Consider the following 25,926-nt stretch of genomic DNA (forward strand, 5'->3'; position numbering starts at 1 on the left):
CTGCACTATCCGCAGCCCGGGCAAGGCCCTTGCCTATCATCAGGGATGAATGTCTCGCAATGGACGCTCTTTTCGTTGGCCAAACCTATATCGACGTGACCTTCCTGGCGGATGAGATTCCGACCGGCGACGACAAGACGGTTGCACGGGACTACGCCATTTCTTTCGGCGGTAACGCGGTCACCGCGGCCTTCGCCTGCGCGAAGCTCGGGATCGCGCCGGACCTCCTCACCTCCATCGCGGACGACTATCTCGGCCGCATGTTCATCGACATGGCGGCGAAGTACGGCATCCCCGTGCACCACCGGAAGGTGAAGGAGTCCTCCCTGTCCTTCATCATGCCGCGCGGAGGGAAGCGGGCCATCGTGCGCTGCCGCGACGATCACTACCTCCATCCCGTGCCTCCGCTGAACCTCACCGGGTGCCGGGCCCTGCACCTGGACGGCCACCAGGCCGATGCGGCCATGCACTATGCCCGGACCTGCCGCGAGGCGGGCATCCTCACGTCTCTCGATGGCGGCGGCCTGCGCTCGAACACGCACGAGCTCCTCGCATTCATCGACGTCGCCATCGTCGCCGAGCGCCTGTGCGAGCAGATGCACCTCAGCCCGGGCGAGATGCTCGCCTACCTCAAGGGCCGCGGTTGCAAGATCGGTGGCGTCACCATGGGCGAGCGCGGCATGCTCTGGTACGACGAGACGGGCACGGAAAGCCTGTTGCCGGCGCTCGACGTTTCACCCTCCCTCGTGGTGGATACCAACGGCGCGGGCGACATCTTCCATGGTTCCTACGTCTATTCGGCCATGGCGCGCCCCGAGCTTCCCTGGCGCGAGCACTTCGTCTTCGCCCGCGCAGCCTCCGCGCATGCGATCCAGCATCTCGGCAACGAGGCGAGCCTGCCGAGCCTGAGAGACATCGAGGAGACGCAAGTCCGGTTTTCCGAGCGGAAGCTGGCAGCGTAGCGGCTCCCGCCACGACGGGTCCGAGGGCCTCGATGACGCAGGGGAAGACGCCCCGCAAAAATAGAGTTACAATATTGCCTTTGGCGATTACACTCATCCCGGGACTGCAGTTCCGCAGCCGATGAGGTCAGGGTACTCTCGTGAGCCCGTCTCGAACCTGGGCGCATGGCATCGACGAAATCCGCTTCCAGCCGGAAGCGGAAGGGCTCAGCCACGAGTCCCTGGCCAGTCTTCTGGAGAACGTGCCGCTGGCCATCTGCGTCACGCTCGGTCCCGAGCATCGCTACGCTTTCGCCAACAGGACCTTTCGCTCGGCCCTGGCCCTTTCCGGGGATCTCGCCGGAAAGCCTCTCCGGGAGGCGCTGGGGTCCCGGTACACCGAGCAGACCCAGGCGCCCCGGCAGACCGTGCTCGAGACCGGGCAGCCGATTGAAGTCACCAACGTCGCCTTCGGCCCCGGCGACAACCAGGAAACGACGTTCTGGGACATCACCTTCCTTCCGGTGCTCGATGCGGACGACCGGATCGGCGGCATCCTCTCCCTGGGCGTCGACGTTACCTCCCGGGAGAACGCCACACGCCGGGCCGACCGGCACGCTCAGGAAGGCCTCATCAACAGCAAGCGGCTCGCTCTCGCGGTGGAGGCCACCGAACTCGGCCTCTGGGAGTGGATCGCCGCAACCGGAAGGATCTACTGGTCGGAGCGCCAGAAGGAGATCTTCGGCATCGCACCGGACGAACCTCTCACCCACGAGCTCTGGATATCGTCCATCCACCCCGAAGATCGGGACTGGGTCGTCGCCAAGGTCGACTCCCTCTCGAATCCGGCCTCTACGGGCAAGCTGCAGATCGAATACCGGATCGTTCGCCCCGACGGAGAGGTGCGCTGGATCAGCAGCAGGGGGCGTATGCTCTATGAAACCGTGGACGGCAAACCAAGGGCCGCTCGCCTTCTCGGCACGATCCTCGACATCACGGAGCGCCGCACGAACGAGGAAGCCCGTCGCCTTCTCGCGAAGGAACTCGATCACCGCGTGAAAAATCTCTTCGCCATGGCCAATGCCATGGTGACCATGACGGCGCGCAACGCAGGCTCGGTAGAGGAAATGTCTGCGTCGCTGCACGGACGCCTGCACGCGCTCGCCAAGGCTCACGAACTCATTCGCCCGGCCCTGGCGGAAGAGAGGCCGTTCCAGCACGAAACGACGGTGGCCGCCATCGCAGAAACCATCCTGGCTCCCTACAAGGATTTCGGCATGCCGACCAGGATCTCGATTCAATGCGCGCCGATTTCGGTCGGCGCGAAATCTGCCACGAGCCTGACACTCATCCTGCACGAGCTGGCGACGAACGCCTCGAAATACGGCGCGCTCACCAGAACGGACGGGGCCCTCAACGTCATCTGCTGGCACGATGGGAAGCGCATGTTCCTCGTCTGGCAGGAAAGAGGCGGTCCCGCCATCGAGGGCCCGCCGGCCTACCAGGGCTTCGGCTCGCAACTGGCGCGCAAGAGCGTGATCGATCAGCTCGAAGGCGAGATCGCCTACGATTGGCTGCGCGACGGACTGCGCGTGGACCTGCGCGTTCCCCTGGACCGTCTGTCCCGCTGAGCAGGACAGACGGCGTCGGCCTGCGTTCACGCGGCCTTCTTCTGATAGTCCTTCACGTCCGAGAAGCGGATCGCCTTGTAGCGGTCCTGCTCGTACTGCAGGTTGAAGGCGTTGGCCGCCATGAAGACGGGCGCTTCGTCGAGGTCGCGGGCCACGGCCGACAGGTGGCTCTCGATGAACCTGTCGAGCTCGGCGCGGTCGTCGGAGGAGATCCAGCGGCAGATCGAGAACCGCGTCGGTTCGTAGTCGATGGGGAGGCCGTACTCGGCCTGAAGGCGCTCCTTCAGCACGTCGAGCTGAAGGGCTCCGACCACGCCCACGATGGCGCCCGACCCGTCCTGCGGCACGAAGAGCTGCACGACGCCTTCTTCCGCCATCTGCTGCAGCGCCTCGCGGAGCTTCTTCGCCTTCATGGCGTCCTGCAGCTTGATGCGGCGCAGGATTTCCGGCGAGAAGCTCGGCACGCCGCGAAAGACGATGTCCTCGCCCTCCGTCAGCGTGTCTCCGATGCGCAGGGTGCCGTGGTTCGGCAGGCCCACCACGTCGCCTGCCCAGGCTTCGTCGGCGATGGCGCGGTCCTGTGCGAAGAAGAACTGCGGCGTGTTCAGGCTCATGGCCTTGCCCGTACGCACGAGCTTCGCCTTCATTCCGCGGGACAGCTTGCCCGAGCAGATGCGCATGAAGGCGATCCGGTCGCGGTGGTTGGGATCCATGTTCGCCTGAATCTTGAAGACGAAGCCGGTCATCTTCGGCTCGCCCGCCTCGACGACCCGCCTGTCCGCCTCCTGGCTGCGCGGCGGCGGCGCGTACTCGGCCATCGCGTCGATGAGATCGCGCACGCCGAAATTGCGCAGCGCGCTGCCGAAGAAGACGGGCGTGAGGTGGCCTTCGCGGAACGAGGCGAGATCGAACGGCTTGCATGCCTCCCTCGCAAGCTCGACCTCCTCGCGCCAGGTCCTTGCCTCCTCCGCCGGGAGGAGGCTGTCGATGTAGGCATCCCCGGGCCCGGACACCTTCGCCGGCTCCTCGTCCGTGTCGATGCGCCGCACGGTGTTGCGGCGCAGGTCGAAGGTTCCGGCGAACCCGCGTCCCTGACCGATCGGCCACGTCACGGGCGCCGTGTCGAGGGCGAGGGTCTTCTCGATCTCGTCGAGGAGGTCGAACGGGCTGCGGGCCTCCCGGTCCATCTTGTTGACGAAGGTGACGATCGGGATGTCGCGCATCCGGCAGACCTCGAAGAGCTTGCGGGTGCGCGCCTCGATGCCCTTCGCGGCATCGATGACCATGATCGCGGAATCGACGGCCGTGAGCGTGCGGTAGGTGTCCTCGGAGAAATCCTCGTGGCCCGGCGTGTCGAGCAGGTTGAAGACGCAGTCGCCGTACTCGAAGGTCATCACCGAGGTCACGACGGAGATGCCGCGCTCCTTCTCGATCCCCATCCAGTCGGAACGGGTCGAGACGCGGTTCTTCTTCGCCTTCACTTCGCCGGCGAGCTGGATCGCGCCTCCGAAGAGCAGCAGCTTCTCGGTGAGCGTGGTCTTGCCGGCGTCCGGGTGGGAGATGATGGCAAAGGTGCGGCGGCGGCCCACGGGGGCCGGAAGATCGGTCATGGCTCTCGAATTCTCTGGGCGAAGGGCAAGACGCCGCAGCGCCGCCCTCTTATCTCTGCCGGGGTTTCAACCCATATTGGGCTTTCCCGTCAACAACGAAAGGAGGTGATCCAGTGTCTCATTGTCATACGAAGCGGTTCCCCTTTGCCGCGGCCTGGATCTTGGCCTCTGCCGAGGTTCGTGCGTGACGCACAGAAGGCGCGGTCTGCAGGGACCGCGAACCGACAATGGAAGGCCGCCCGGGAGGCGGCCTTTCTTTTTGGCGCCTGCCCTCAGTCCCGCTCCCAGCCCTGGGACTTGTAGAGGAAGCGCCCCGGATGGGCGACCAGGGCGGCAAGCCCCTCGAGGGCCGGCTCCCGGTGGACGATCACGAAGGCCGGCACCTTCCGGGCCCAGGCATCGTGGGGAGCCTTGCGATCGAAGGCGTGCCTGAAGCCGCCGCCCTGGAGAACGTCGACCATGCGGGGGGCGATGCCGCCGGCGATGAAGACCCCTCCGGCCGCCTCGAAGGTGAGGGCGAGATCGCCCGCAAAGCGCCCGAGGCAGCGGGAGAAGAGATCGAGGGTGTCACGGGCGAGGCCGTCGCCGTCGCGGGCAGCGTCGAGAATGTCGTTCGGGACGTTGAAGGGGCACGGAAGTCCGCGCTTGGCCGCAAGCGCCTTAGAAAGCCGGAAAAGGCCCGGCCCCGAGAGGACGACTTCCGCGGTCACGCGCCCTCCCACCCGCTCGATATGGGGCCAGAGAGCCATTTCCTCCGAATCCGCCGGGCCGAACTCCATGTGACCCGCCTCGGTGGCGAGGATCGCCAGGCGATCCTCGATCGGCACCAGCGCCGCCGCGCCGAAGCCGGTGCCCGGCCCGAGCACCACCCGGATCCCGCTTCCCGCAGGCCCGGCCTCGCCCAGGGGCGCCACGTCGCCGCGGGCTTCGTCGAGGACGGTCACGGAGGCGGCGACCGGCGTGTAGTCGTTCACGAGAGAGACGCGCTCGAGCCCGAGAGCCGTGCCGATCTCTGCGGCATCGATGGTCCAGTGGGCGTTCGTCAGCCGGATGGCGGGCCTGTCGACCCGCGTCGCCACCGCGAAGATCGCGGAGCGGGGCCGCGGACCGTCATGGCTCTCGAGGGCGGCCCCGATCGCCTCGACCGGTCCGGGCGCCTGGGCGGTCAGGGCCCTCGGCAGGAGGTGGACGGGTTCGCCGGGCCCCGGGAGAACGGCGAAGCGGGCATTGGTGCCGCCGATATCGCCAAGCAGAACGGGAAACGCAAACATCGAACCGGAACGACCTTTCCGCTCATGAGGCCGGAGTCATGGGGCCGGAGCTGGGAGGATCAGAACGCTTCCTCCCAGCTCCGGCTGAGACGTACGGCGGAATTGATGAGACCCACCATGGAGTAGGTCTGCGGGAAGTTGCCCCATAATTCTCCGGTCGTGAAGTCCGCATCCTCCGAAAAGAGCCCGAAGGTGTTCCGCAGCTTCAGGATCTTCTCGAAGAGCTCGCAGGCCTCTTTCCGGCGTCCGATGGCATTGAGCGCGTCCACGTACCAGAAGCCGCAGATCATGAAGGCGGTGTGCATGCGGCCGAAATCGTCCTCCACGTCGTAGCGCAGGAGGAGGTCGCCCCGGCGGAGGGTCGCGCCGATGGCATCCACGGTCGCGACGAAGCGCGGATCGTCCGCCTTCACGAAATTCAGCTCCGCGAGCAGCAGCAGCGTCGCATCGAGATGCTCGCCGTCGAAGGAGGAGACGAACGTGCCCTTGTCCCGGTTGTAGGCCCGCTCGTCGATCACCGCATGCATGCGGTCCGCCTGCTCGCGCCAGAAGGCGACCCGGTCCTCGCGGCCCATGGATTGGGCGATCTTGGCGAGCCTGTCGCAGGCGGCCCAGCACATGACGCTCGGGAACGTATGCACGGCCGCCTTCGTCCGCAGCTCCCAGGGTCCCGCGTCGGGCTTGTCGAACACCTCGATGGCACGCTGGCCGAGCTTCTCCAGATGCTCGAACAGGGCCCGGTTCCCGGTGCGGATCAGCCGCTTGTCGAGAAACGCGTGGGTCGAGGCGAGGACGATGCTGCCGTAGGCGTCGTTCTGGATCTGCGTGTAGGCGGCATTGCCGACCCGCACGGGGCCCATGCCCCGATAGCCCGCGAGCGCGGCGGCCTCGCGCTCCTCGAGATCGGGCGAGCGCGTGATGCTGAAGAGCGGCGGCATGTCCCGCAATTCAGGCTTCGCCTCGGCATCGTCGACGATGTTCGTGATGTAGGTGAGATATTCCTCCATCGTCTTCGTGGTCCCGAGGCGGTTCAGGGCCTGGATCACGAAATAGGCGTCGCGCAGCCAGCAGTACCGGTAGTCCCAGTTGCGCTGCGTGTGGGGCGCTTCCGGAACCGACGTGGTGAGGGCCGCGACGATGGCGCCCGTCTCCTCGTAGTTGCAGAGCTTGAGGGTGATCGCGGCGCGGATCACGGCCTCCTGCCAGTCGAAGGGGATGGACAGGGAGCGCACCCAGTCGCGCCAGAAGTCCACCGTCTTGTCGAGGAACTCGCGCGCCGTGGTGTCGGCCTCCGAGCGCAGGGGTTCGTCCTCGCCGAAGAAGAACGAGATGGGCCGTTCGACGACGAAGGGCCGCTCCTCCTCCACGTAGGAGATGGGCGCGTCGGTGGTGAGCCTCAGCGAGCGGTGCGGGCCGACGAAGCGCAGGTGGTTGCTGCCGCGCGTCTTGGCGGGGGGCTGCGCTCCCCATTCGAAATGCGGGCGCAGCCGCACCCGGATGCGCGGGCGCCCCTTCACCGGGCGGACGCGGCGGATGAGGAGCGGAGGACGGAAGGTCCGGTCGAAATGCTTGAAGCGCGGCGCGAAATCCGTGATCTCGACGATGTTCCCGAAGGAATCCGTCATCGTCGAAACGAGGACGGCGGTGTTCTCGAGATATCGCTGCTCGCAGGACTGGATGCCCACCTGGTCGATGGCGAAGATGCCGCGCTGCTCGGAATCCGGCCGGCCCTCGGGGCTGTCGAGCAGGTGCGAGAAGACCGGATCGCCATCGAAGCGCGGAAAGCAGCTCCAGACGATATGGGCGCGGCGGTCCACGAGGGCCGCGATCATGCAATTGCCGATGACGGCGAGGTCGAGCGAACTCATCTCTCTAGCGGATCCCCTGAAAAGGAATGGAGCCCTGTTCGGCCCACAGCGCCAGGGAATGCCTCAATTCGGCGGGCGATCCAAGGCGCTCGCGTGCGACCGTTTCGCCCGGTCCGATGCGGACGGAATAGCCCCCCAGGGCGTTCACCGCCCTGAAGCCGTTCTCGTCCGTCAGATCGTCGCCGATGAAGATCGGCCGACGCCCCCGATAGGGCGGCTGGACGAGGAACTTCTCGATCACCTTCCCCTTTCCTGCCGCAGCGGGCAGGATCTCCGCCACGGCCTTGCCGAACTGGACCCGGTAGTCGCTGCCCAGGGCCTCCAGCGCCGCATGGACGGTGGCATGGACGAAATCGCGCTCGATGGGGGCGAGTCGCCAGTGGATGGCGACGGAGCAACCCTTGTCCTCGATCAGGATGCCAGGCTTCGAGCTGAAGACACCGGCCAGGCGGTCCACCATCTCGCGCAGTCGCGGATGCTCGTCCGGATCGCACAGGAAGAGCTGCCCTCCGATCCGGTGCTCGAGCCCATGCAGGCCGGCGATGTCGAAGCGGTGCCCGCCGAGGCGCCTGTCGAGGAAGGAGATCGGCCGGCCGCTGACGATGGCGAGCGCTCCCCCGAGACGGGTCTCGAGCTCCGCCAGGATTCCGGGCAGGGCCGGATCGACGAAGACCGCCTCGGGCCGCTCCACGATATCGACGAGGGTTCCGTCGAAATCGAGGAACAGCGCCCAGCTCTCCTCGGCTTCGGGTTGCGGGGATCGTCTCAGGAGGGCCTCAGCCATGGACTCGCATGCGCCTCCGCTTCGCCGCGCCGGTGCGCGCTCCATGCCGAAAGGCTGCGACCGCAATCTCGCCAGGGCCATCCATTGTCATGAGGGATCCGCTTCCTTCCTAGACATTCGCCGTGCCGGAACGGCCACGCTTCAACGCTCCCCGTGCGGCAACGTTCCCTGTGCGGGAGGCGGGAGGCTTTGCCCCAACCGCGCCGGCTGCCCGTTCAGGGGCATCCGCCATGTGGCCGCCCGGCACCCGCAGAGATAATCCCCCGGCAGCCGTTTTCCATGGTGCCCGGCGCTCCAGGCGCCACATGCCGGACGGGGACCCGAAAAGGCTGGGACCGAACGCACGCGGCCCCGGACCGGTTGAGCCGGTCCGGGGCCGCGCAGCGATGAAGCGGGGTCGGCTCAGTGCTCGCGGAAGGCGCGGGCGATCTGCTCTTCCATGGGCTTGAAGAAGTACTCGAACGGGGTGCGCTGGTTGACCTCGACGAACACCTCCGCCTGCATGCCGGCGATCAGCTTCAGGTTCTCCAGGCGGCGGATCTCCTCCGGCGGCAGGTCGACCCGGATCGTGTAGTAGGTCATGCCCGTCTGCTGGTCGCGCGACACGTCCGCCGAGACCCGGCTCACCGTGCCGTGCAGCTCGGGGACCGTGCGCTGGTTCGAGGCGTGCACCCGCACCGTCGCCTTCTGGCCGATCTTCACCTGGTCGATCTCGTTCGGCATCACCTTCGCCTCGAGCTCGAGCTTGTCGTTGGTCGGCACGATCAGCATCACCGGCTCCGCCGGCGAGATCACCCCGCCGATCGTGTGCACGTTGAGCTGGTGCACGAAGCCGGCGCTCGGCGCCCGGATGTCCGTGCGCTTCAGCTGGTCCTCCGCCGCCACCCGCCGCTCCGTGTACTCGGCGATGCGGCCCTGGATCTCGCGCAGCTCCTTGAGGGCCTCCGCCCGCATCTCCTCGTCGACCTGGATGATCTGGAGCGAGGTCTCGGCGATGCGGCCCTCCGCCTGCGCGATGGCGGCGATGAGCTGGCCGCGCTGGCCCTCGATGCTCGCCGCATCGCGCTCCAGCGCGTTCAGGCGCGGCAGCTGCACCAGGTTCTTCTGGTAGAGTTCCCGTACGCCCTTGAGCTCGTCCTTGATCAGCTCCGCCTCGCGGGCCTTGGCCTCCTGCTGCGCCCGGAAGCCGGTGATCTCGTCCTGCGACTGGGCGATGCGCTTGCGCAGCTGGTCCTTCTGCGCCTCCCGCGCCGAGCGGCGGGCCTCGAACAGGGTGCGCTCCGAGGCCATGATCGTCTTCACGCCCGGCTCGTCGAGCCGGCCGGCGAACTCCTCGGGGTCCTTCACCGCGCTCGCGCCGTCGCGCTCCGCCTCGAGCCGCGCCCGACGGGCGATGAACTCGTCGAGCTGCTTGACCACGAGCTGGAGGTTCGCCCGCGTCACCGTCTCGTCGAGGCGGATCAGCAGGTCGCCGGCGGCGACCCTGTCGCCCTCCTTGACCTTCAGCTCGCCGACGATGCCGCCGGTGGCGTGCTGCACCTTCTTGACGCTGGTGTCGACCACGAACTGCCCGCCGGCCACGACCGCGCCCGACAGGGTCGAGGTGGCGGCCCACAGGCCGATGGTGCCGGCGAAGAGCGCGATCATCGCGCTGCCCGCGATGGTGGCCTGGCGCAGCGCCTTCTCGTGAACGGACGGCTTCTTGGGCGCCTTGAGGGTCATCGTCAGCATGTTAACCAACCTCTCGCAGATTGCCGGCGGGCGCCGCCGGCTGCGGCCTGGCGGCAGCGGCGGGCGCGGGCGTGGTGTTGCGCTTCATGACGGATTGCAGGACCTCGTCCCGCGGGCCCATGGCCCGGATCCGCCCCTCCTCCATGATGGCGACCTGGTCCACCTGGCCGAGCGCGGCCGGGCGGTGGGTGATGACGACCACGATGCCGCCGCGCTGGCGCACCGACAGGATCGCCCGGTTCAGGGCGTCGTCGCCCGCCCCGTCGAGGCTGGCGTTCGGCTCGTCGAGCACCACCAGGAACGGGTTGCCGTAGAGCGCGCGGGCGAGCGCCACCCGCTGGCGCTGGCCGCCGGAGAGTGCCGCCCCGGCCTCGCCGATGCGGGTGTTGTAGCCTTCCGGCAGGCCGAGGATGAGCTCGTGCGCCCCCGCCATCTGCGCGGCGGCGATGATGTCGTCGGGCTTGGCGTTGGGCTGGAAGCGGGCGATGTTCTCGGCCACCGTGCCGTCGAACAGCTCCACGTCCTGCGGCAGGTAGCCGATGTGGCGGCCGAGCGCGTCCGGCTCCCACTGGTCGAGGGCGGCGCCGTCGAGGCGGATGTCGCCGCGCAGCGTCGGCCACACACCCACCAGCGCCCGCGCCAGGGTCGACTTGCCCGAGGCGCTCGGGCCGATGAGCCCGAGGCCCTGACCGGCCTGGAGCTGCAGGGACACGGCGTTGACGATGGGCTGCTGCGTGCCCGGCGCGGCCACGTAGATCTCCTCCACCGCCAGATGCGCCTTGGGCGCCGGCAGGCCGAGGACCTGCTCCTGCGGCGGGATCAGCGACATGATGTGCTGCAGGCGGCGGTAGCCCTGGCGGGCGGCGGTGAAGCCCTTCCAGTGGGCGACCGCGATCTCGATGGGCGCGAGCGCGCGGGACATCATGATCGAGGCGGCGATCATCAGGCCGCCGGACATCTGGCCCTGGATCACGAGATAGGCGCCGAGGCCGAGGATGCCCGACTGCAGCACCATGCGGAACACCTTGGCGAAGGCGCTGATGCCGGAGGCCGCCTCGCTGGCGCGCAGGCCGTCGTTGACGTGCTTGCAGTGCACCTCGTCGTAACGCTTGGCGAGGAAGCCCAGCATGCCGAGCGCGCGGATCGCCTCCGCGTTGCGGCGGCTGGTCTCCGCCATGGCATGGCGCTCGGCGGAGCTCTTGGTGAGCTCGTAGGACGGGCCCTTGCTCTTGGCGTCGGTGTAGAGGGTGAGGATGACGATGCAGATGCCGCCGAAGACCGACACGACGCCGATCCAGGGATGGATCATGAAGCAGCCGAGGATGAAGATCGGCATGAACGGCATGTCGAACAGGGCGGTCGGGCCGAGGCTGGAGAGGAAGCCGCGGATCTGGTCGAGATCGCGCACCGGCTGGAGGCTCTCGGTCTGCTTGGCCCCGCGCAGGGGCATCTGCGCCACGAGGTCGAAGACGCGGGCGGAGAGCTGCTCGTCGAAGCGGGCGCCGATGCGGGCGAGCATCTTGCCGCGCAGCATGTCGAGACCGCCGGACAGGGCATAGGCCGCGAGCGCCAGGAGCGAGAGGCCGATCAGGGTCGGGATGCTCCGGCTCGACAGCACCCGGTCGTAGAGCTGGAGCATGTAGAGGGAGCCCGTGAGGGCCAGGAGATTGACCACCGCCGAGAACACGGCGACGCCGATGAATGAGGGGCTGCAAGCCTTCAGAGCGTCATAGACCTCCGTGCTCTCTTCCCGGTGCCTTTTCGATGCCTGCGTCATCTGTCGTCCCTAAAGCGGACCGGCCGGAGCCGAACCGCGCCGATGCGTTGCGGTTACCCCCCGGGCGGAACGAGGCGTTCCGTTCGGGGCGTGGGGCCATCTCGCGATGGCGACGGTGCGGGCTAAGATTATGAATGCTCTCGTCAGCGCCTTGGACGGCGCTTCTGGACGATTGCGTTCACATCAGGAGGAAGCCCCCGGCATGGTGTTTACCTTACGCCACGCCTTTTGTAACCCTATTCCATGTAATTATGTCAACCGGAAGGCACGCAATATTTTTTTCGGCCCAAGCCGCAACGTGCTCGAAAGCACATGATTCTTCTTATTTTGAAGAGACTTATCCGATGTTCACCGTGTCTTCCCGCAGTTGACACGTGGTCGCAGCCGCAGGGCTTTCCCGCCGAAAGGGGGCAAATTCCGGCCGTTCGAGTCGGGAGTCCCGGCAATTCCGGGGTACTCGGCGCTCCCCGCAGGCACCTGCTTCAGCGGGGAATGAGGCCGCGCAGGCCGTAGACGACCGCGGCGAAGGCGGCAAGGCTCGCCAGATAGATCAGCCCGAACCAGGCGAGCCGCCTCAGGCGGCCCCCGGAGGGACGGGAGGGGCCGCTCATCCTAGTGGTATCCATAGCCCCCGCCCCGGATCTCCTCCGCGACCTTGCCGCGGAAGACATAGTAGGCATAGGCCGTGTAGGCGAAGGTCACGGGCAGGACGACGGCGAACCCCACGAGCGCGAAGAGCTGCGAGCTCACCGTGTTGGCGGCCTGCCAGATCGTGAGCGACGGCGGCACGATATAGGGGAACAGGCTCACGCCGAGGCCGAGATACCCCAGGAGGAAGAGCGCGATGGCGAGGAAGAAAGGCCGCATGGGGCGCCCGGTCTCCAGGTCGCGGTAGAGGCGATACGCGACGAGGGCGGTGACGAGGGGGATCGGCGCCAGGAGGGCGACGTTGGGCCACGAGAACCAGCGCGCCTCGATCTGCCGCCCCAGGAACGGCACCCAGAGGGACACCAGAACCATGGCGACGACCGTCGCCACGAGGAAGCGGACCGCCATGCGCCGGGCCCAGATCTCGAGTTCGCCGGTGGTCTTCATCACGCACCAGGTCGCGCCGAGCAGCCCGTAGCCGCAGACGAGGCCGAGGCCGGTGAGGACGCTGAAGGGGGTGAGGAAATCGAGCGTCCCGCCCGTGAACTGGCGCCCGTCGTGGGCGAAGCCCTGCACGAAGGCGCCGAGCACCACGCCCTGCGCGAAGGTCGCGACGAGGGAGCCGAAATGGAAGGCATTGTCCCAGAGGAACTTCGAGCGGTCGGACTTGAAGCGGAACTCGAAGGCCACGCCCCTGAAGATCAGCGCGATCAGCATGGTGATGATCGGCACGTAGAGGGCCGGCATCAGGATCGCATAGGCCAGGTGGAACACCGCGAAGAGGCCGCCGCCGCCGAGGATGAGCCACGTCTCGTTGCCGTCCCAGATCGGCGCCACGGAAAACATCATCCGGTCGCGCCAGTTCTCCTCCCGCGCGCTTCTGAAGAGAATGCCGACGCCGAGGTCGAACCCGTCGACGATCACGTACATGGCGACGGCCACCGCGATGAGCCCGGCCCAGATCACCGGCAGCCAGAAGGCGAGGCCCTCGTATTCCGTTCCGAATCCGAACATGGCCGGCTCCTATTCCGCAGGTTGGGGGCGCTGGCCCTCCAGGCGCTCGTCCGGCACCGAGAAGGGCCGCTTCGGCTTCTTCGAAAGGGCGTCCTCGTCGAGCCCTTCGATCGGCTCGGGCCCCTTTCGCAGGAGCTTGGCGAGATAATAGGACCCGAAACCGAAGATGAACGCATAGACGACGACGAAGGTCGCAAGCGATGCGGAGACCGCGGTCGCCGAGACCGGAGATGCGGCATCCGCCGTGCGCAGAAGCCCGTAGACCACGTAGGGCTGGCGGCCGATCTCCGCCGTGAACCAGCCGAAGAGCACCGCGCCGAAGCCGGACGGCGTCATCAGCATGGTCGCCGTCAGGAAGAGCCGGTTCGTGAAGAGCTGGCCCTTCCAGCGGAGGTAGAGGCTCCACAGGCCGAGGGCCAGCATCGCGAACCCGATGCCGACCATGATGCGGAACGAGAAGAATACCGGCAGCACCGGCGGCCGCTCGTCGGGCGGCACGTCCTTCAGCCCGGGCACGACGCCGTCGAACGCATGGGTCAGAACCCAGCTCCCGATCTTGGGGATGCCGAGTTCGTAGCGGTTCGTCTCGGCCGCCTCGTCGGGAATCGCGAAGAGGCGCAGCGGCATGTTGGCCTGGCGCTCCCAGTTGCCTTCGATCGCCGCGAGCTTCGTGGGCTGGTATTTCAGGACGCCGAGGCCGTGGAGATCGCCGACGAGGATCTGGATGGGCACGAAGATGGCCGCAAACCACAGCGCCATCGACATGGAGCGCCGCGCACCGGCGAGCTTGCCCTCGGGTGCGTCGCGGCCGTGCCGCAGGAGCATCCAGGCCGACATGCCCGCCACCGCGAAGGCCGTGGTCAGGTAGGCGCCGAGCACCATGTGCGCGTAGCGCAGGGGGAACGACGGGTTGAAGACGATGGCGAACCAGTCGACGGGCACCGCCTTGCCGTTCTCGATGGCATACCCGGCGGGTGTCTGCATCCAGGAATTCGCCGAGAGGATCCAGAAGGCGGAGATCAGCGTCCCGAGGGCCACCATGCAGGTGGCGAGGAAATGCAGACGGTCGCCCACCTTCTCCCAGCCGAACAGCATGATCCCGAGGAACGCGGCCTCGAGAAAGAAGGCCGTGATGACCTCGTAGGCGATGACAGGACCGAGGACGTTCCCCGTGAATTCCGAATAGCGCGACCAGTTGGTGCCGAACTGGTAGCTCATCACGATGCCGGACACCACGCCAAGACCGAAGGAGATCGCGAAGATCTTCACCCAGAAGCGGAAGAGATTGCGATAGATCGGGTTGCCTGTGCGCAGCCAGTTGAATTCGAGCGCGGCCAGCCAGCTCGCAAGGCCGATGGTGAAGGCGGGGAAGATGATGTGGAAGGAGATGGTGAAGGCGAACTGGATCCGGGACAACATCAGCGCATCGAGTTCCATTGCCGTTCTCCTTCGAACCGCCTGCTCAGGCTTGTAGGGCGCGGGTGGGAAAAAAACCAGTGCGCCCGGCTGCGGCAAAGGTGATCGGACGGGGCGCCGACCCGACAGGGGACGCGCGAGCGCTGCCCCGACGGGGCCGTGGCGGCTGAGGACGCGCGGTCCGAAGCCGGCCTCCAAGAGCACGAGACCGCGACCCGTTTCGACGAGCAGGCATTGGCAATCGAGATGGATGCGCGTGGCTCTCCCGGCATCGACTCGCGGTGCCGTCCTGACGCCGCGAGAGGCCGAACCTTCGTTCTCAGGCGCAGGCCTCGGCACCGGATGCGGCGCGGCGCCTGCCCTTCGCCGGCTTCATGCGCGATGCGGCGCCCTCCTCCGACAGGCGCGCCTGCAGAAGCGAAAGGACGGCCGCCTCCTCGGGCTTGAGCGCGGACAGGCTCTCGCGAAGCTCGGCCTCCACCTCATCCCGGATCTCGAGCAGGAGTTCGCCCTCGAGATAGCAGGAGAACACCTCCGGGTGCACGTAGCACTTGCGGCAGATGGCCGGCGTGTTGCCGAGACGCGCCGCCACCTTCTCGATGGCGGCGCGGATGTTCTTCTTCGCCTTGGCCTCGCTGTCGAATTCCTCGAACTCCGTGAGGGCGAGCGCGGCGAGCACGGTTCCCGCCCAGGTCCTGAAGTCCTTCGCGGTGATGTCGCGGCCGGTGATCTCACGCAGATACGCGTTCACGTCGGCAGACGTGACCGATTGCTGCACACCGGTCTCGTCGAGATACTGGAACAGGTGCTGGCCCGGAAGATCCTGGCAGGCCTTCACGATCCTGGCGATGCGCCGGTCCCTCACCTTGAGGTTCCAGGTCTTGCCGCTCTTGCCCTTGAACTGGAAGCGCAGCTCCCCGCCTTCGACCTTCACGTGGGGATCGCGCAGCGTGGTGAGGCCGTAGCTCTTGTTCTGGCGGGCATAATCGCTGTTGCCGACGCGGATCAGCGTGTTCTCGAGAAGATGCACCACCGTGGCGAGCACCTTCTCCCGCGGCAGCCCGCGCAGGGCCATGTGGGCATCGATGGTCCTGCGGATGTCCGGCAGCGCCTTCGCGAAGTCGATCATGTGCTCGTACTTCGTGCTCTCGCGGATCTCGCGGAAGGCGGGATGGTAGCGGTACTGCTTGCGTCCGCGCGCGTCGCGGCCCGTGGCCTGGATATGGCCGTTGGGCTTCGGGCAGATCCACACGTCCGTATAGGCGGGGGGAATGGCGAGAGCCTTGATGCGCTCCAGGGTGGCCTTGTCCGTGATCCTGCTTCCGTCGGGCCCCACGTAGGAGAACCCCTTGCCGGCCTTTCGCCGCCGGATCCCCGGCTCCTCGTCGGAAACGTAGACCAGGCCCGCCGTCTCCGCGGCATCGCGCGGGTCGACGAGGTCGTCCGGGGAGGAGGCTGCATCGAGGGGCATGGGCGTTTCATCCGGGTCCGCGTCAACCGGATCGCGACGGTTCCGGTTCCCTCGCCTGGGGCGAAACGCCGGCGCCCCGGCGCTCCTCGCGGATCTTCAGCGCCAGGATCGTGCCGCTCAAGGCAAGACTCGGCAGGACGGGGGGAGGTTCCCTGACGCGGAAAATGCCTTAGAAGAGCCTCGTCTCTTGTTCGGAGCGACCGTGGCCGACCCTTCCTCCGCCTCCCCCGCCCCTCCGGCTCTCGAAGGCCGAAAGCTCGCCTTCGTCGTCACGGAGGACTGGTTCTTCGTCTCGCACTTCCTGCCGATGCTGCGGGCCGCGAAGGAGCTCGGGCTCGACGTGACGGTCGTGACGCGGGTGCGCGCCCACCGGGCCGCAATCGAGGCGCTGGGCGCCAGGGTCGTGCCCCTCGATGCGGAGCGCCGCAGCCTGAACCCGATGGCGGCCGGCTATGCCGCGGGCCAGCTTGCGGCGATCCTCAAGGCCGAGAAGGCCGACCTCGTCCACTGCATCGCCCTGCGCGGCATCCTCGTCGGCGGAGCCGCGGCGGCGATGGCGGGAATCGGGCGGCGGGTCTATGCCCTCACGGGGCTCGGCTTCCTCGGCGCGCGAACGGACCTGGTCGGGCGCACGGCCAGGCGGGCGGTGCGCCTCCTCGTGCGCGGCCTCGAGACGAACGGCACCCGCTATCTCTTCGAGAATGCCGACGACCCGAGGCTTCTCGGCCTCGACCCGGACGGCCCGCGCGTGACCCTCGTGGGGGGAGCGGGCATCGATCCGGAAGCCCTGAAGCCGGAGCCCCTGCCGCCGCAGCCGCCGCTGAAGGTGGCGGTCGTCGCCCGGATGCTGTGGTCGAAGGGCGTCGACCTGGCCGTGGAAGCGGTGCGGAAGGCGCGCTCGGAGGGCGCCGCGATCGAACTGTCCCTCTACGGGGCGCCCGACCCCTCCAACCCCAAGGCGATTCCCGAATCGACCCTGAAGGCCTGGAGCGCGGAACCCGGCATCGCCTGGCACGGCGCGACGCGGGACGTGGCGGGCGTCTGGCGCAGCCATCACGTCGCCTGCCTGCCCTCCCGCGGCGGCGAGGGCCTGCCGCGCACGCTCCTGGAAGCGGCGGCCTGCGGCCGCGCCATCGTCACCACCGACGTCCCGGGATGCCGCACCCTGGTGCGGGACGGAATCGAGGGCAGGGTCGTCCCGCCCGGCGACGTGGATCGCCTCGCGGAGGCGCTCGCATCCCTCGGCCGGGAGCCGGACCGCACCGCCGCGATGGGCCGCGCGGCCCGGGCGCGCGTTCTCGACGGTTTCACGGAGCGACAGGTCATGGACGCCGTGAAGCGGCTCTACCGGGAGGTCCTGGCCGCGTGATCGCCGACCGCACCGCCTTCATCCGCGCCGAGACGCGGCTTCTCCCGGTGCCCCACGCGCCGGAGATCTCGCTGCACGTGGCCGACGAGGCCACGGAACTCTGGCGGAAGACGGAGGAGGAACTCGGCGCCATCGGCCTGCCTCCTCCGTTCTGGGCCTTCGCCTGGGCGGGCGGGCAGGCCCTCGCCCGTTACGTCCTCGACCACCCGGAGACCGTCCGCGGCAAGCGGGTGCTCGACTTCGCCTCCGGCTCCGGCCTCGTCGCCATCGCCGCGAAGAAGGCGGGCGCCGCCGAGGTGACGGCCTGCGACATCGACGCCTTCGCCATCGCCGCGATCCGGATCAATGCCGAGGCGAACGGGGTCGAGGTCCGCGCCGTCCAGGCGGATCTCGTCGGCGAGGACGGGGGCTGGGAGACGGTGCTGGCCGGGGACATCTGCTACGAGCGGGATCTCGCCCTCCGCGTGGCCGACTGGCTCTTCTCCCTCAATGCCCGCGGCGCGGCCGTCCTCATCGGGGATCCGGGGCGCAGCTACCTGCCCCGGGAGCGGCTCGAACAGGTGGCCCGGTACGAAGTGCCGGTGACGCGCACCCTGGAGGACGCGGACATCAAGAAGACCGGTGTCTGGCGGTTTCTCGGGCGCTGAATCCCCTATCCATCGGCAGGGGTATAACCTATACGAACAGGGTGGATCCGGCCCCGCGGGCCGAGGTCCGCCCCCGCAGCCGAGACATGACCGTGACCAGGACCGCCCTTTCCTTCCTTCCCGTCCGGGACGAGCCCAGCCGGAACGCGCCCTGCGCCCATGCCGAGAGGCAGGCGGAGCGCGCAGCCGCGGCGCTGGAGAAGGCCGAGGAGGTCTGCCGGGCGAGGCAAGTGCGCCTGACGCCGATCCGCCGCAGGGTCCTCGAAGTGCTCTACGCCACCCACAAGCCCCTCGGGGCCTACGAGATCGCCGAGCGGGTCGCCCCTGCCGGCCGGAGCATGGCGCCGATCACCGTCTACCGGGCCCTCGACTTCCTGATGGAGAACGGCCTCGCCCACAAGCTCGCCAGCCAGAACGCCTTCGTCGGCAGCTTTCACGCGCGCGAGGCGGCGGGGATCACCGCCTTCCTGATCTGCGAGGATTGCGGCGGGGTGGACGAGGCCGGCACTCCGGACCTCGACGGGGCGGTCGCCTCCCTCCTCGACCGCGAGGGTTTCGCGCCGCGGGCGAAGCTCGTCGAGATCGTGGGGCGCTGCGCCCATTGCCGGTGACGGCGCCTTAGGCCGCGCTTGACGGGGACGCGATTAGGCCTCAGCTAAACGGCGGCCCCGACGCCGCCGCCCAGGATGACCGATGTCCGCACCTCTGCCTCCCGACGCCTGCCTCCCCTCCAACGACACGGCGGGCCCCGCTCCGCGCCACCGGACGGTGGGGGTCCGCGTGGGGTCCGTCATGGTGGGCGGCGGCGCCCCGATCGTAGTCCAGTCCATGACCAACACCGACACGGCGGACGTGGACGCCACCGTCGCCCAGGTGTCCGCCCTGGCCAGGGCGGGATCGGAGCTCGTGCGCATCACGGTCGACCGGGACGAGGCCGCGGCGGCGGTGCCGCGCATCCGCGAGCGGCTCGACCGGATCGGCGTCACGGTGCCCCTCGTCGGCGACTTCCACTACATCGGCCATCAGCTCCTCGCCGACCATCCCGGCTGCGCGGAAGCCCTCGACAAGTACCGCATCAACCCCGGCAACGTCGGTTTCAAGGAAAAGAAGGATCGCCAGTTCGGCGCCATCGTCGAAATGGCGATCCGGCACGGCAAGGCGGTGCGCATCGGCGCCAACTGGGGCTCCCTGGACCAGGAGCTCCTGACCCACCTGATGAACGAGAACGCCGCCTCCCCCGCCCCCCGCGACGCCCGGTGGGTGACCCGGGAGGCGATGGTCCAGTCCGCGCTCCTCTCCGCCGCTCGGGCGGAGGAGATCGGCCTGGGCAAGGATCGCATCGTCCTCTCCGCCAAGGTCTCGGCCGTGCAGGACCTGATCGCGGTCTACCGGGAGCTCGCCCGGCGCTCGGACTATGCGCTCCATCTCGGCCTCACCGAGGCCGGCATGGGCTCGAAGGGCATCGTCGCCTCCTCGGCGGCCATGGGAATCCTGCTCCAGCAGGGGATCGGCGACACGATCCGCTATTCGCTCACCCCGGAGCCGGGGGGAGACCGGACCCTGGAGGTGAGGGCCGCCCAGGAGCTGCTCCAGACCATGGGCTTCCGCACCTTCGTCCCCCTCGTGGCCGCCTGTCCGGGCTGCGGACGCACCACCTCCTCCGTCTTCCAGGAGCTGGCCCGGGACATCCAGTCCTGGATCTCCGCCTCCATGCCCGAGTGGCGCAGAACCTATCCCGGGGTCGAGGGCCTGAACGTGGCGGTCATGGGCTGCATCGTGAACGGCCCGGGCGAGTCCAAGCATGCCCATATCGGCATCTCCCTGCCCGGAACGGGCGAGCAGCCGGCCGCGCCCGTCTTCATCGACGGGCGCAAGGCCGTGACCCTGCGGGGCCCGACCCTCGCGCAGGATTTCCAGAAGATCGTTCTTGATTACATCCAAAGGAACTACGGCCGGCCGGGAACCGCCGCGCCCGAGACGATTTTCCCTCCTCGGCAGGCCGGTGTGGAACCGTAGCGCAAATTCCGTTTTACGCACTGGCGCGATGTGCTAGAGAGCCCGCCGCGCCGGCACCGGCGGCCGCCGCATCCGATGAGGAGGGGCCGCCCCTTCTTCAGTCGTCCGAGAAGTTCAACGAGGGCCGTCCGCGGGCACGTCCGCAAAGAACATACATATGGTACAGCATGCTGTCGCCCCCGGGCACGCGGATTCCGCGGCCCCGGAGGCCTCCCTCCCCGAATCCCATCCCAAGGTGAGCTTCTGGACGCTCATGCTGGGCGCCATCGGCGTGGTGTTCGGCGACATCGGCACGAGCCCGCTCTATGCGTTCAAGGAATCCGTCGCTGCCGCCGCGGCGGGCGGACCCGTGACCCGCGAGATCATCCTCGGGGTGCTCTCCCTCATCCTCTGGTCGCTCGTGCTGGTGGTGACGGCGAAGTACGTGTTCATTCTGCTGCGCGCCGACAACCGGGGCGAAGGCGGCACCCTGACCCTCGTGGCGCTCGCGCAGCGGGCCCTGGGCAGGCGGCGCGGCCTCGTCCTCATGCTGGGAATCGCCGGCGCCGGGCTGTTCTACGGCGATGCGGTGCTGACCCCCGCCATCTCCGTCCTTTCCGCCGTGGAGGGCCTGAAGCTCGCGACCCCCGAGCTCGACCCCTACGTCGTCCCGATCACGCTGGCGATCCTGATCGCCCTCTTCATGGTGCAGAGCCGGGGGACGGGCCGGGTGGCCGCCTTCTTCGGCCCGATCATGCTGGCCTGGTTCGCCGCCCTGGCCTTGGCGGGGCTGCTCCACATCGCGGACGACCCGACGGTGATGTTCGCCATGAACCCCGTTTACGCCGTGACGTTCTTCCATCACCACCCCGCCGTGTCGCTCGCGGTGCTCGGAGCCGTCTGCCTCTCGGTCACGGGGGCCGAGGCCCTCTATGCGGACCTCGGCCATTTCGGGGCGCGTCCCATCCGCAGCGCCTGGCTCTACCTCGTGTTCCCGGCGCTGGTGATCAACTACTTCGGGCAAGGCGCCCTGGTCCTCGCCCACCCCTCGGCCGCGGAATCGCCCCTGTTCCACCTGGTCCCGGACTGGGCCCTCCTGCCGATGATCGGGCTTGCGACCCTCGCCACCATCATCGCGAGCCAGGCGGTGATCACCGGCGCCTTCTCCCTGACGCGGCAGGCGGTCCAGCTCGGCCTCCTGCCCCGGCTCGAGATCCGCTTCACCTCTGAGACTCACCAGGGCCAGATCTACCTGCCGCGCGTGAACATGCTCCTGCTCTTCGGAGTGATCGTGCTGGTGCTGATCTTCGGCTCGTCGAGCAACCTGTCCCACGCCTATGGCGTGTCGGTGTTCGGCGCGATGGCCGTGGACGCGGTCCTCGCCATCCTCGTCATCTGGAAGGGCTGGCGCTGGTCGCTCGGGCTTACCCTCGCGGTGATGCTGCCCTTCCTGATCATCGACCTCGCCTTCTTCGGAGCCAATCTCCTCAAGGTCTTCACGGGAGGCTACGTCCCGATCATCCTCGCCGCCGCGCTCATGACCCTCATGTGGACGTGGGTGAAGGGGACCAGCATCCTCTTCGAGAAGACCCGCAAGATCGACGTGCCCCTCCTCGAGCTCGTGAAGATGCTGGAGAAGAGCCCGCCCCACCGGGTGAAGGGAACGGCGGTGTTCCTGACGAGCGACCCGGAGACGGCGCCCGCGGCGCTGCTCCACAACCTCAAGCACAACAAGGTCCTGCACGAGAAGAACGTGATCCTCACGGTGCGCAGCGTGGACGTGCCGCGCCTGGAGGACGAAGACCGGGTGAAGGTGGAGCATGTCGGCGATTCGTTCTGGCGCGTCCAGATCGCCTACGGCTACATGGAAACCCCCAACATTCCCCGCGGGCTCGCCATCCTGCGCAAGCAGGGCTTCAAGTTCGACATCATGGCGACCTCCTTCTTCCTGTCCCGCCGCTCGATCCGTCCCGCCGCCCAGTCGGGCATGCCGCTCTGGCAGGACAAGCTGTTCATCGGCCTCGCCAAGTCGGCGAGCGACGCCACCGACTTCTTCCAGATCCCGACCGGCCGCGTGGTGGAGGTGGGCACGCAGGTCACGGTTTAAGACGATTGTCTTCAGGACGGCGCGATGTCAGTCTCGCGCTGTCATGAGCGACATCGCGACCATCGCCCTCATCCGTCCGAACCTCGCGGACCTCCCCGGATACGAGCACGCCCTCGCCAGGGGCTGGTCGCCCGACACCGACCAGGACGTGAGCCGGGAGCAGCTGGAGCGGCTGCGCCTCGACCGGGCGCGCTTTCTGTACGAGGTCTATGACAGTTCCACGATCCGCCTGCCGGACGGGCGCGAGGTGCCGCGGCTTCCCTCGCACGATTTCTGGATCGGCGACGGCGAATTCTGCGGGCGGATCGGTTTCCGCTTCCAGCCGGGCACGGAGGCGCTGCCGCCCACCTGCCCTGGTCATGTCGGCTATGCCGTCGTGCCGTGGAAGCGCCGTCGCGGCTACGCCACGCAGGCCCTGCGCCTGATCCTGCCGGTGGCGCGCGCGGAAGGGTTTGCGCGGGTGATGATCACCTGCGACGAGAGCAACGAGGCGTCGCGGAAAGTCATTCTCGCCAACGGCGGCGTCTTCGACGGTGCGTTCGCGCATCCCGGTCCGGGCGGGCGGACGAAGCTCCGGTTCTGGGTGCCGACGGCCTGAGCGCACCGTCCAGGACTCGTTCCGAGAGGTCGCGATGTCGAGCCACGGCCTATGGGCCGGACCGGTGGCGAAGCATCGACATCGCGGAGGAGATGGGCAGCGGCTATGACCGCATTCCAACGCGATGGCTGCACGTGACGGCGCGAAAGCCGGGGTGACGGCCGCGCGGCTCCGGCGGCGGGACATGCGCTCCCGGAGCATGCCGGGGCCTTCCAAAAGAACGTTCTCGCCTTGACCGCCCGCGCCGTTGCCCATAGGCACGGAGCCTTCCCAGACAAGGATTCCGCCCGTGGTCGCCGCCTCCCCGTCCGCTCCCCGCTTCCGCTTCTACTTCAGCCGGAGCGAGGCCGTGCTGGTTGCGATTACCATGATCTGGGGCGCAACCTTCCTCACCGTGCAGAACGCGCTTGCGGTCAGCGGCCCCCTCTTCTTCGTGGGCCTGCGCTTCGGCACGGCCGCCCTCCTCATGGCCCTTCTCTCGGCGCCCGTCCTGCGCGGGCTCACCTGGCGCGAGGCGAAGGCGGGAATCCTGATCGGAATCAGCATCTTCCTCGGCTACACGCTCCAGACCTATGGGCTGCAGACGATCCCGAGCAGCAAGTCGGCCTTCATCACCGCGCTCTACGTCCCCATCGTGCCCCTGCTGCAATGGCTCGTGCTGCGGCGGCCGCCGGGACTCATGTCCTGGCTCGGGATCGCGCTCGCCTTCGGCGGCCTCGTGCTCCTTGCGGGACCGGATGGCGCGTCCATCGGCCTGGGGATCGGCGAGCTGCTGACCCTGATCAGCGCCGTCGCCATCGCTTCGGAGATCATCCTCATCGGCGGCTATGCGGGCCGCGTCGACGTGCGCCGGGTCACGGTGGTGCAGCTCGCCACCGCCTCCCTCCTCGCCTTCGGCGGCATGGCGCCCATGGGGGAGCCGGTCCCGGCCATGTCCCCCCTCCTGCTCGCCAGCGCCGTCGGCCTCGGGGTCGCCAGCGCCGGGATCCAGCTCGCCATGAACTGGGCGCAGAAGACCGTCTCTCCGACCCGCGCCACCGTGATCTATGCGGGCGAACCGGTCTGGGCCGGCATCGTCGGCCGCATCGCCGGCGAGCGCCTTCCCGCCGCGGCCCTCATCGGCGCGGCGCTCATCGTGGCCGGCGTGATCGTGAGCGAGCTCAAGCCGCCGCGCTGGGCGAAGGACCGTCGGGCGGCGGAAGCTTAAGGTTCCGGCTCACACCTCCCGCTCGGCCACGAAGCGGACCGCGTCGCGCAGGACCTCCGCCTTCGCCCCAAAGGACGCCAGGGCATCCTGCGCCTCCGCCACGAGGCGCCGGCACTCGCGCTTCGCTCCCTCCATGCCGAGGTGGTCGACGAGGGTCGCCTTGCCCTTCTCCAGATCCTTGCCCGTACGCTTGCCGAGCGCCTCCGCGGAGGCTTCCCGGTCGAGGATGTCGTCCGCCACCTGGAAGGCGGCGCCGAGCGCCCGGCCGTAGGTCCGCAGGGCATTCCGCGCCGCCGCATCCGCCCGGCCGAGGATGGCTCCCGCCTCGACGGAGAAGGTGAGCAGCGCCCCGGTCTTCATCATCTGGAGGCGGCGGATGTCCTCCTCGGCGAGGACCGCCTCGCCGTAGCGCCCCTCCGCCGCGAGGTCGAGCTGCTGGCCGCCCACCATCCCGCCGAGGCCGGAGGCGCGGGCGAGGCCCAGCACCAGCTCGGCTCGGACCGCCGCGTCCGGATCCGTCGCCGGGTCGGCGAGGACCTCGAAGGCCAGGGCCTGGAGGGCATCGCCCGCGAGGATGGCCGTGGCCTCGTCGAAGGCCCTGTGCACGGTCGGCTGGCCGCGCCGGAGGTCGTCGTCGTCCATGGAAGGAAGATCGTCGTGGACGAGGGAGTAGCAGTGCAGGAGCTCGATGGCGGCCCCCGCCCGCAGGGGCCCCTCCCCCTCCCGCGCGAAGAGGCGCGCCGTCTCGATCGTGAGGAACGGGCGCAGGCGCTTGCCCCCGCCCAGCGCCGCGTGCCGCATGGCGGAAAGGAGGCGGGCAGGCCTTGCCATCTCGCCCCCGCGCGCTTCGTCTGATAGCAACGCTTCGAGGCAGGCCTCGACATCCCTAGCGACCTCGGACAGTCGCATCACGAAAGAGCCGGTGGATGACATCATGTTCAGCCTGAATTCGGGCGCCGAGGGCGACCGGTCCGAAGGGAACGCAAACCTGGACCCGGCGCGGGAGCCGGCCCCGCAGCGCAGGCCGCCGACCGCTCTCCGCTGGCTCCGCCGCCTGGTGGGGCTCGGCCTCGGGCTCATCCTCTTATGGGCGGCGGCGGTGTTTTGGCTAGGCCTTTTGTACTGGGGCGTGCCGCCCGTCTCCACCCTGATGCTGGGTCGCTGGCTCACCCTCCAGAGCGTGGAGCGCGAATTCGTTAGCCTGGACGAGATCTCGCCGCAGCTTCCGCTCGCGGTGATGACCTCGGAGGACGGGCGCTTCTGCGACCACCACGGGGTCGACTGGGACGCCCTGCGCGACGTGGTGGAGGCCGCCGACGAGGACGGCCCGGCCCGGGGCGCCTCCACGATTCCCATGCAAACGGCCAAGAACCTGTTCCTGTGGCCGGGGCGCTCCTACATCCGCAAGGGCCTGGAGCTGCCGGTCGCGCTCTATCTCGACCTCATCTGGTCGAAGCGGAAGATGATGGAGAACTATCTCAACATCGCCGAATGGGGCGAGGGCGTCTTCGGGGCCGAGGCGGCGGCCCGGAAGTATTTCGGCAAGCCGGCCAAGGACCTCACCCGCCGGGAGGCCGCCCTCCTCGCGACCGCCCTGCCCAATCCGCTGGTCCGCAATCCCGGCCGCCCGAAGCCGCGCCACCAGGCCCTCGCCTCCCGGCTCATGCGGCGCATGGAGGGGGCGGCCCCCTTCAGCGACTGCCTGAAGGGCTGAGGCCGCGACGCGGAAACGCGGTTTGGGGCTAGATATTTCCGCAAATACCTTGTATGAGGCGCAACCTCATCAAGTTCCCAATGTGAGCGTTCCCCGGTTTGAGCGGGCGCTCCGCTATTGACCGGAG

The 25,926-nt window shown here is 68.3% G+C and carries 21 protein-coding genes; 10 read left to right on the forward strand and 11 right to left on the reverse strand.

Annotation, left to right across the window (positions count from 1 at the left end):
* The first annotated feature begins 59 nt into the window (after positions 1 to 59).
* A complete protein-coding gene (locus GDR74_RS16915) occupies positions 60 to 962 on the forward strand; it encodes a sugar kinase (protein WP_152587393.1) in 903 nt (300 codons plus the stop codon).
* 140 nt (positions 963 to 1,102) lie between these two features.
* On the forward strand, positions 1,103 to 2,572 hold the full coding sequence (locus GDR74_RS16920; protein ID WP_152587394.1) for a PAS domain-containing protein: 1,470 nt from the start codon (positions 1,103 to 1,105) through the stop codon (positions 2,570 to 2,572).
* 26 nt (positions 2,573 to 2,598) lie between these two features.
* Here the strand turns inward: GDR74_RS16920 and GDR74_RS16925 are convergent, their stop codons facing one another.
* From GDR74_RS16925 to GDR74_RS16965, 10 genes are all read right to left on the reverse strand, one after another.
* Complete coding sequence (locus tag GDR74_RS16925) at positions 2,599 to 4,182, reverse strand: peptide chain release factor 3 (RefSeq protein ID WP_152587395.1); 1,584 nt, start codon at positions 4,180 to 4,182, stop codon at positions 2,599 to 2,601.
* Positions 4,183 to 4,454: 272 nt separating this feature from the next.
* A complete protein-coding gene (locus tag GDR74_RS16930) occupies positions 4,455 to 5,435 on the reverse strand; it encodes a glucokinase (RefSeq protein ID WP_425486962.1) in 981 nt (326 codons plus the stop codon).
* 77 nt (positions 5,436 to 5,512) lie between these two features.
* Positions 5,513 to 7,321 (reverse strand): glycoside hydrolase family 15 protein, encoded by a 1,809-nt coding sequence (locus tag GDR74_RS16935; RefSeq protein ID WP_152587397.1) that lies wholly within the window; start codon positions 7,319 to 7,321, stop codon positions 5,513 to 5,515.
* Between the two features lie 4 nt (positions 7,322 to 7,325).
* Positions 7,326 to 8,105 (reverse strand): trehalose-phosphatase, encoded by a 780-nt coding sequence (gene otsB / locus GDR74_RS16940; protein WP_152587398.1) that lies wholly within the window; start codon positions 8,103 to 8,105, stop codon positions 7,326 to 7,328.
* 402 nt (positions 8,106 to 8,507) lie between these two features.
* Positions 8,508 to 9,836: an HlyD family type I secretion periplasmic adaptor subunit gene (locus GDR74_RS16945; protein ID WP_246179712.1), complete on the reverse strand. Its 1,329-nt coding sequence runs from the start codon at positions 9,834 to 9,836 to the stop codon at positions 8,508 to 8,510.
* A 1-nt stretch (position 9,837) separates the two neighbouring features.
* Entirely contained in the window at positions 9,838 to 11,613 is a 1,776-nt protein-coding gene (locus tag GDR74_RS16950) for a type I secretion system permease/ATPase (protein WP_152587399.1), read from the reverse strand.
* Between the two features lie 482 nt (positions 11,614 to 12,095).
* Positions 12,096 to 12,224 carry a hypothetical protein gene (locus GDR74_RS18550; protein ID WP_281349025.1) on the reverse strand — a complete coding sequence of 43 codons (129 nt, stop codon included), beginning with the start codon at positions 12,222 to 12,224 and terminating at the stop codon, positions 12,096 to 12,098.
* Between the two features lies 1 nt (position 12,225).
* On the reverse strand, positions 12,226 to 13,275 hold the full coding sequence (cydB, locus tag GDR74_RS16955) for a cytochrome d ubiquinol oxidase subunit II (protein WP_152587400.1): 1,050 nt from the start codon (positions 13,273 to 13,275) through the stop codon (positions 12,226 to 12,228).
* A 9-nt stretch (positions 13,276 to 13,284) separates the two neighbouring features.
* Positions 13,285 to 14,712 carry a cytochrome ubiquinol oxidase subunit I gene (locus GDR74_RS16960; protein ID WP_152587401.1) on the reverse strand — a complete coding sequence of 476 codons (1,428 nt, stop codon included), beginning with the start codon at positions 14,710 to 14,712 and terminating at the stop codon, positions 13,285 to 13,287.
* 298 nt (positions 14,713 to 15,010) lie between these two features.
* On the reverse strand, positions 15,011 to 16,162 hold the full coding sequence (locus GDR74_RS16965; RefSeq protein WP_152587402.1) for a DNA topoisomerase IB: 1,152 nt from the start codon (positions 16,160 to 16,162) through the stop codon (positions 15,011 to 15,013).
* 202 nt (positions 16,163 to 16,364) lie between these two features.
* On the opposite strand from GDR74_RS16965, the gene GDR74_RS16970 reads away from it, so the two are divergent.
* From GDR74_RS16970 to GDR74_RS17000, 7 genes are all read left to right on the forward strand, one after another.
* Entirely contained in the window at positions 16,365 to 17,531 is a 1,167-nt protein-coding gene (locus tag GDR74_RS16970) for a glycosyltransferase (RefSeq protein ID WP_152587403.1), read from the forward strand.
* Entirely contained in the window at positions 17,528 to 18,178 is a 651-nt protein-coding gene (locus GDR74_RS16975; protein WP_152587404.1) for a class I SAM-dependent methyltransferase, read from the forward strand. Before GDR74_RS16970 ends, GDR74_RS16975 begins: the two co-directional genes overlap by 4 nt.
* 86 nt (positions 18,179 to 18,264) lie before the next feature.
* Positions 18,265 to 18,789, forward strand: coding sequence for a Fur family transcriptional regulator (locus tag GDR74_RS16980; RefSeq protein WP_152587405.1), 525 nt, complete (start codon positions 18,265 to 18,267; stop codon positions 18,787 to 18,789).
* Between the two features lie 82 nt (positions 18,790 to 18,871).
* Positions 18,872 to 20,194: a flavodoxin-dependent (E)-4-hydroxy-3-methylbut-2-enyl-diphosphate synthase gene (gene ispG / locus GDR74_RS16985; protein WP_152587406.1), complete on the forward strand. Its 1,323-nt coding sequence runs from the start codon at positions 18,872 to 18,874 to the stop codon at positions 20,192 to 20,194.
* Between the two features lie 157 nt (positions 20,195 to 20,351).
* Positions 20,352 to 22,280 carry a potassium transporter Kup gene (locus GDR74_RS16990; RefSeq protein ID WP_152587407.1) on the forward strand — a complete coding sequence of 643 codons (1,929 nt, stop codon included), beginning with the start codon at positions 20,352 to 20,354 and terminating at the stop codon, positions 22,278 to 22,280.
* A gap of 43 nt (positions 22,281 to 22,323) precedes the next feature.
* Positions 22,324 to 22,878: a GNAT family N-acetyltransferase gene (locus GDR74_RS16995; protein WP_246179718.1), complete on the forward strand. Its 555-nt coding sequence runs from the start codon at positions 22,324 to 22,326 to the stop codon at positions 22,876 to 22,878.
* Positions 22,879 to 23,167: 289 nt separating this feature from the next.
* Entirely contained in the window at positions 23,168 to 24,085 is a 918-nt protein-coding gene (locus GDR74_RS17000; RefSeq protein ID WP_246179721.1) for a DMT family transporter, read from the forward strand.
* Between the two features lie 9 nt (positions 24,086 to 24,094).
* Here GDR74_RS17000 and GDR74_RS17005 read toward each other — a convergent pair whose 3' ends face one another.
* Positions 24,095 to 25,021 carry a polyprenyl synthetase family protein gene (locus GDR74_RS17005; RefSeq protein WP_152587408.1) on the reverse strand — a complete coding sequence of 309 codons (927 nt, stop codon included), beginning with the start codon at positions 25,019 to 25,021 and terminating at the stop codon, positions 24,095 to 24,097.
* Between GDR74_RS17005 and mtgA the strand changes: the two genes are divergently transcribed.
* On the forward strand, positions 25,020 to 25,799 hold the full coding sequence (gene mtgA, locus GDR74_RS17010) for a monofunctional biosynthetic peptidoglycan transglycosylase (protein ID WP_152587409.1): 780 nt from the start codon (positions 25,020 to 25,022) through the stop codon (positions 25,797 to 25,799). The two genes, GDR74_RS17005 and mtgA, sit on opposite strands and share 2 nt — an antisense overlap.
* Positions 25,800 to 25,926: the final 127 nt, after the last annotated feature.

This window comes from Microvirga thermotolerans, assembly GCF_009363855.1.
GTDB lineage: Bacteria > Pseudomonadota > Alphaproteobacteria > Rhizobiales > Beijerinckiaceae > Microvirga > Microvirga thermotolerans.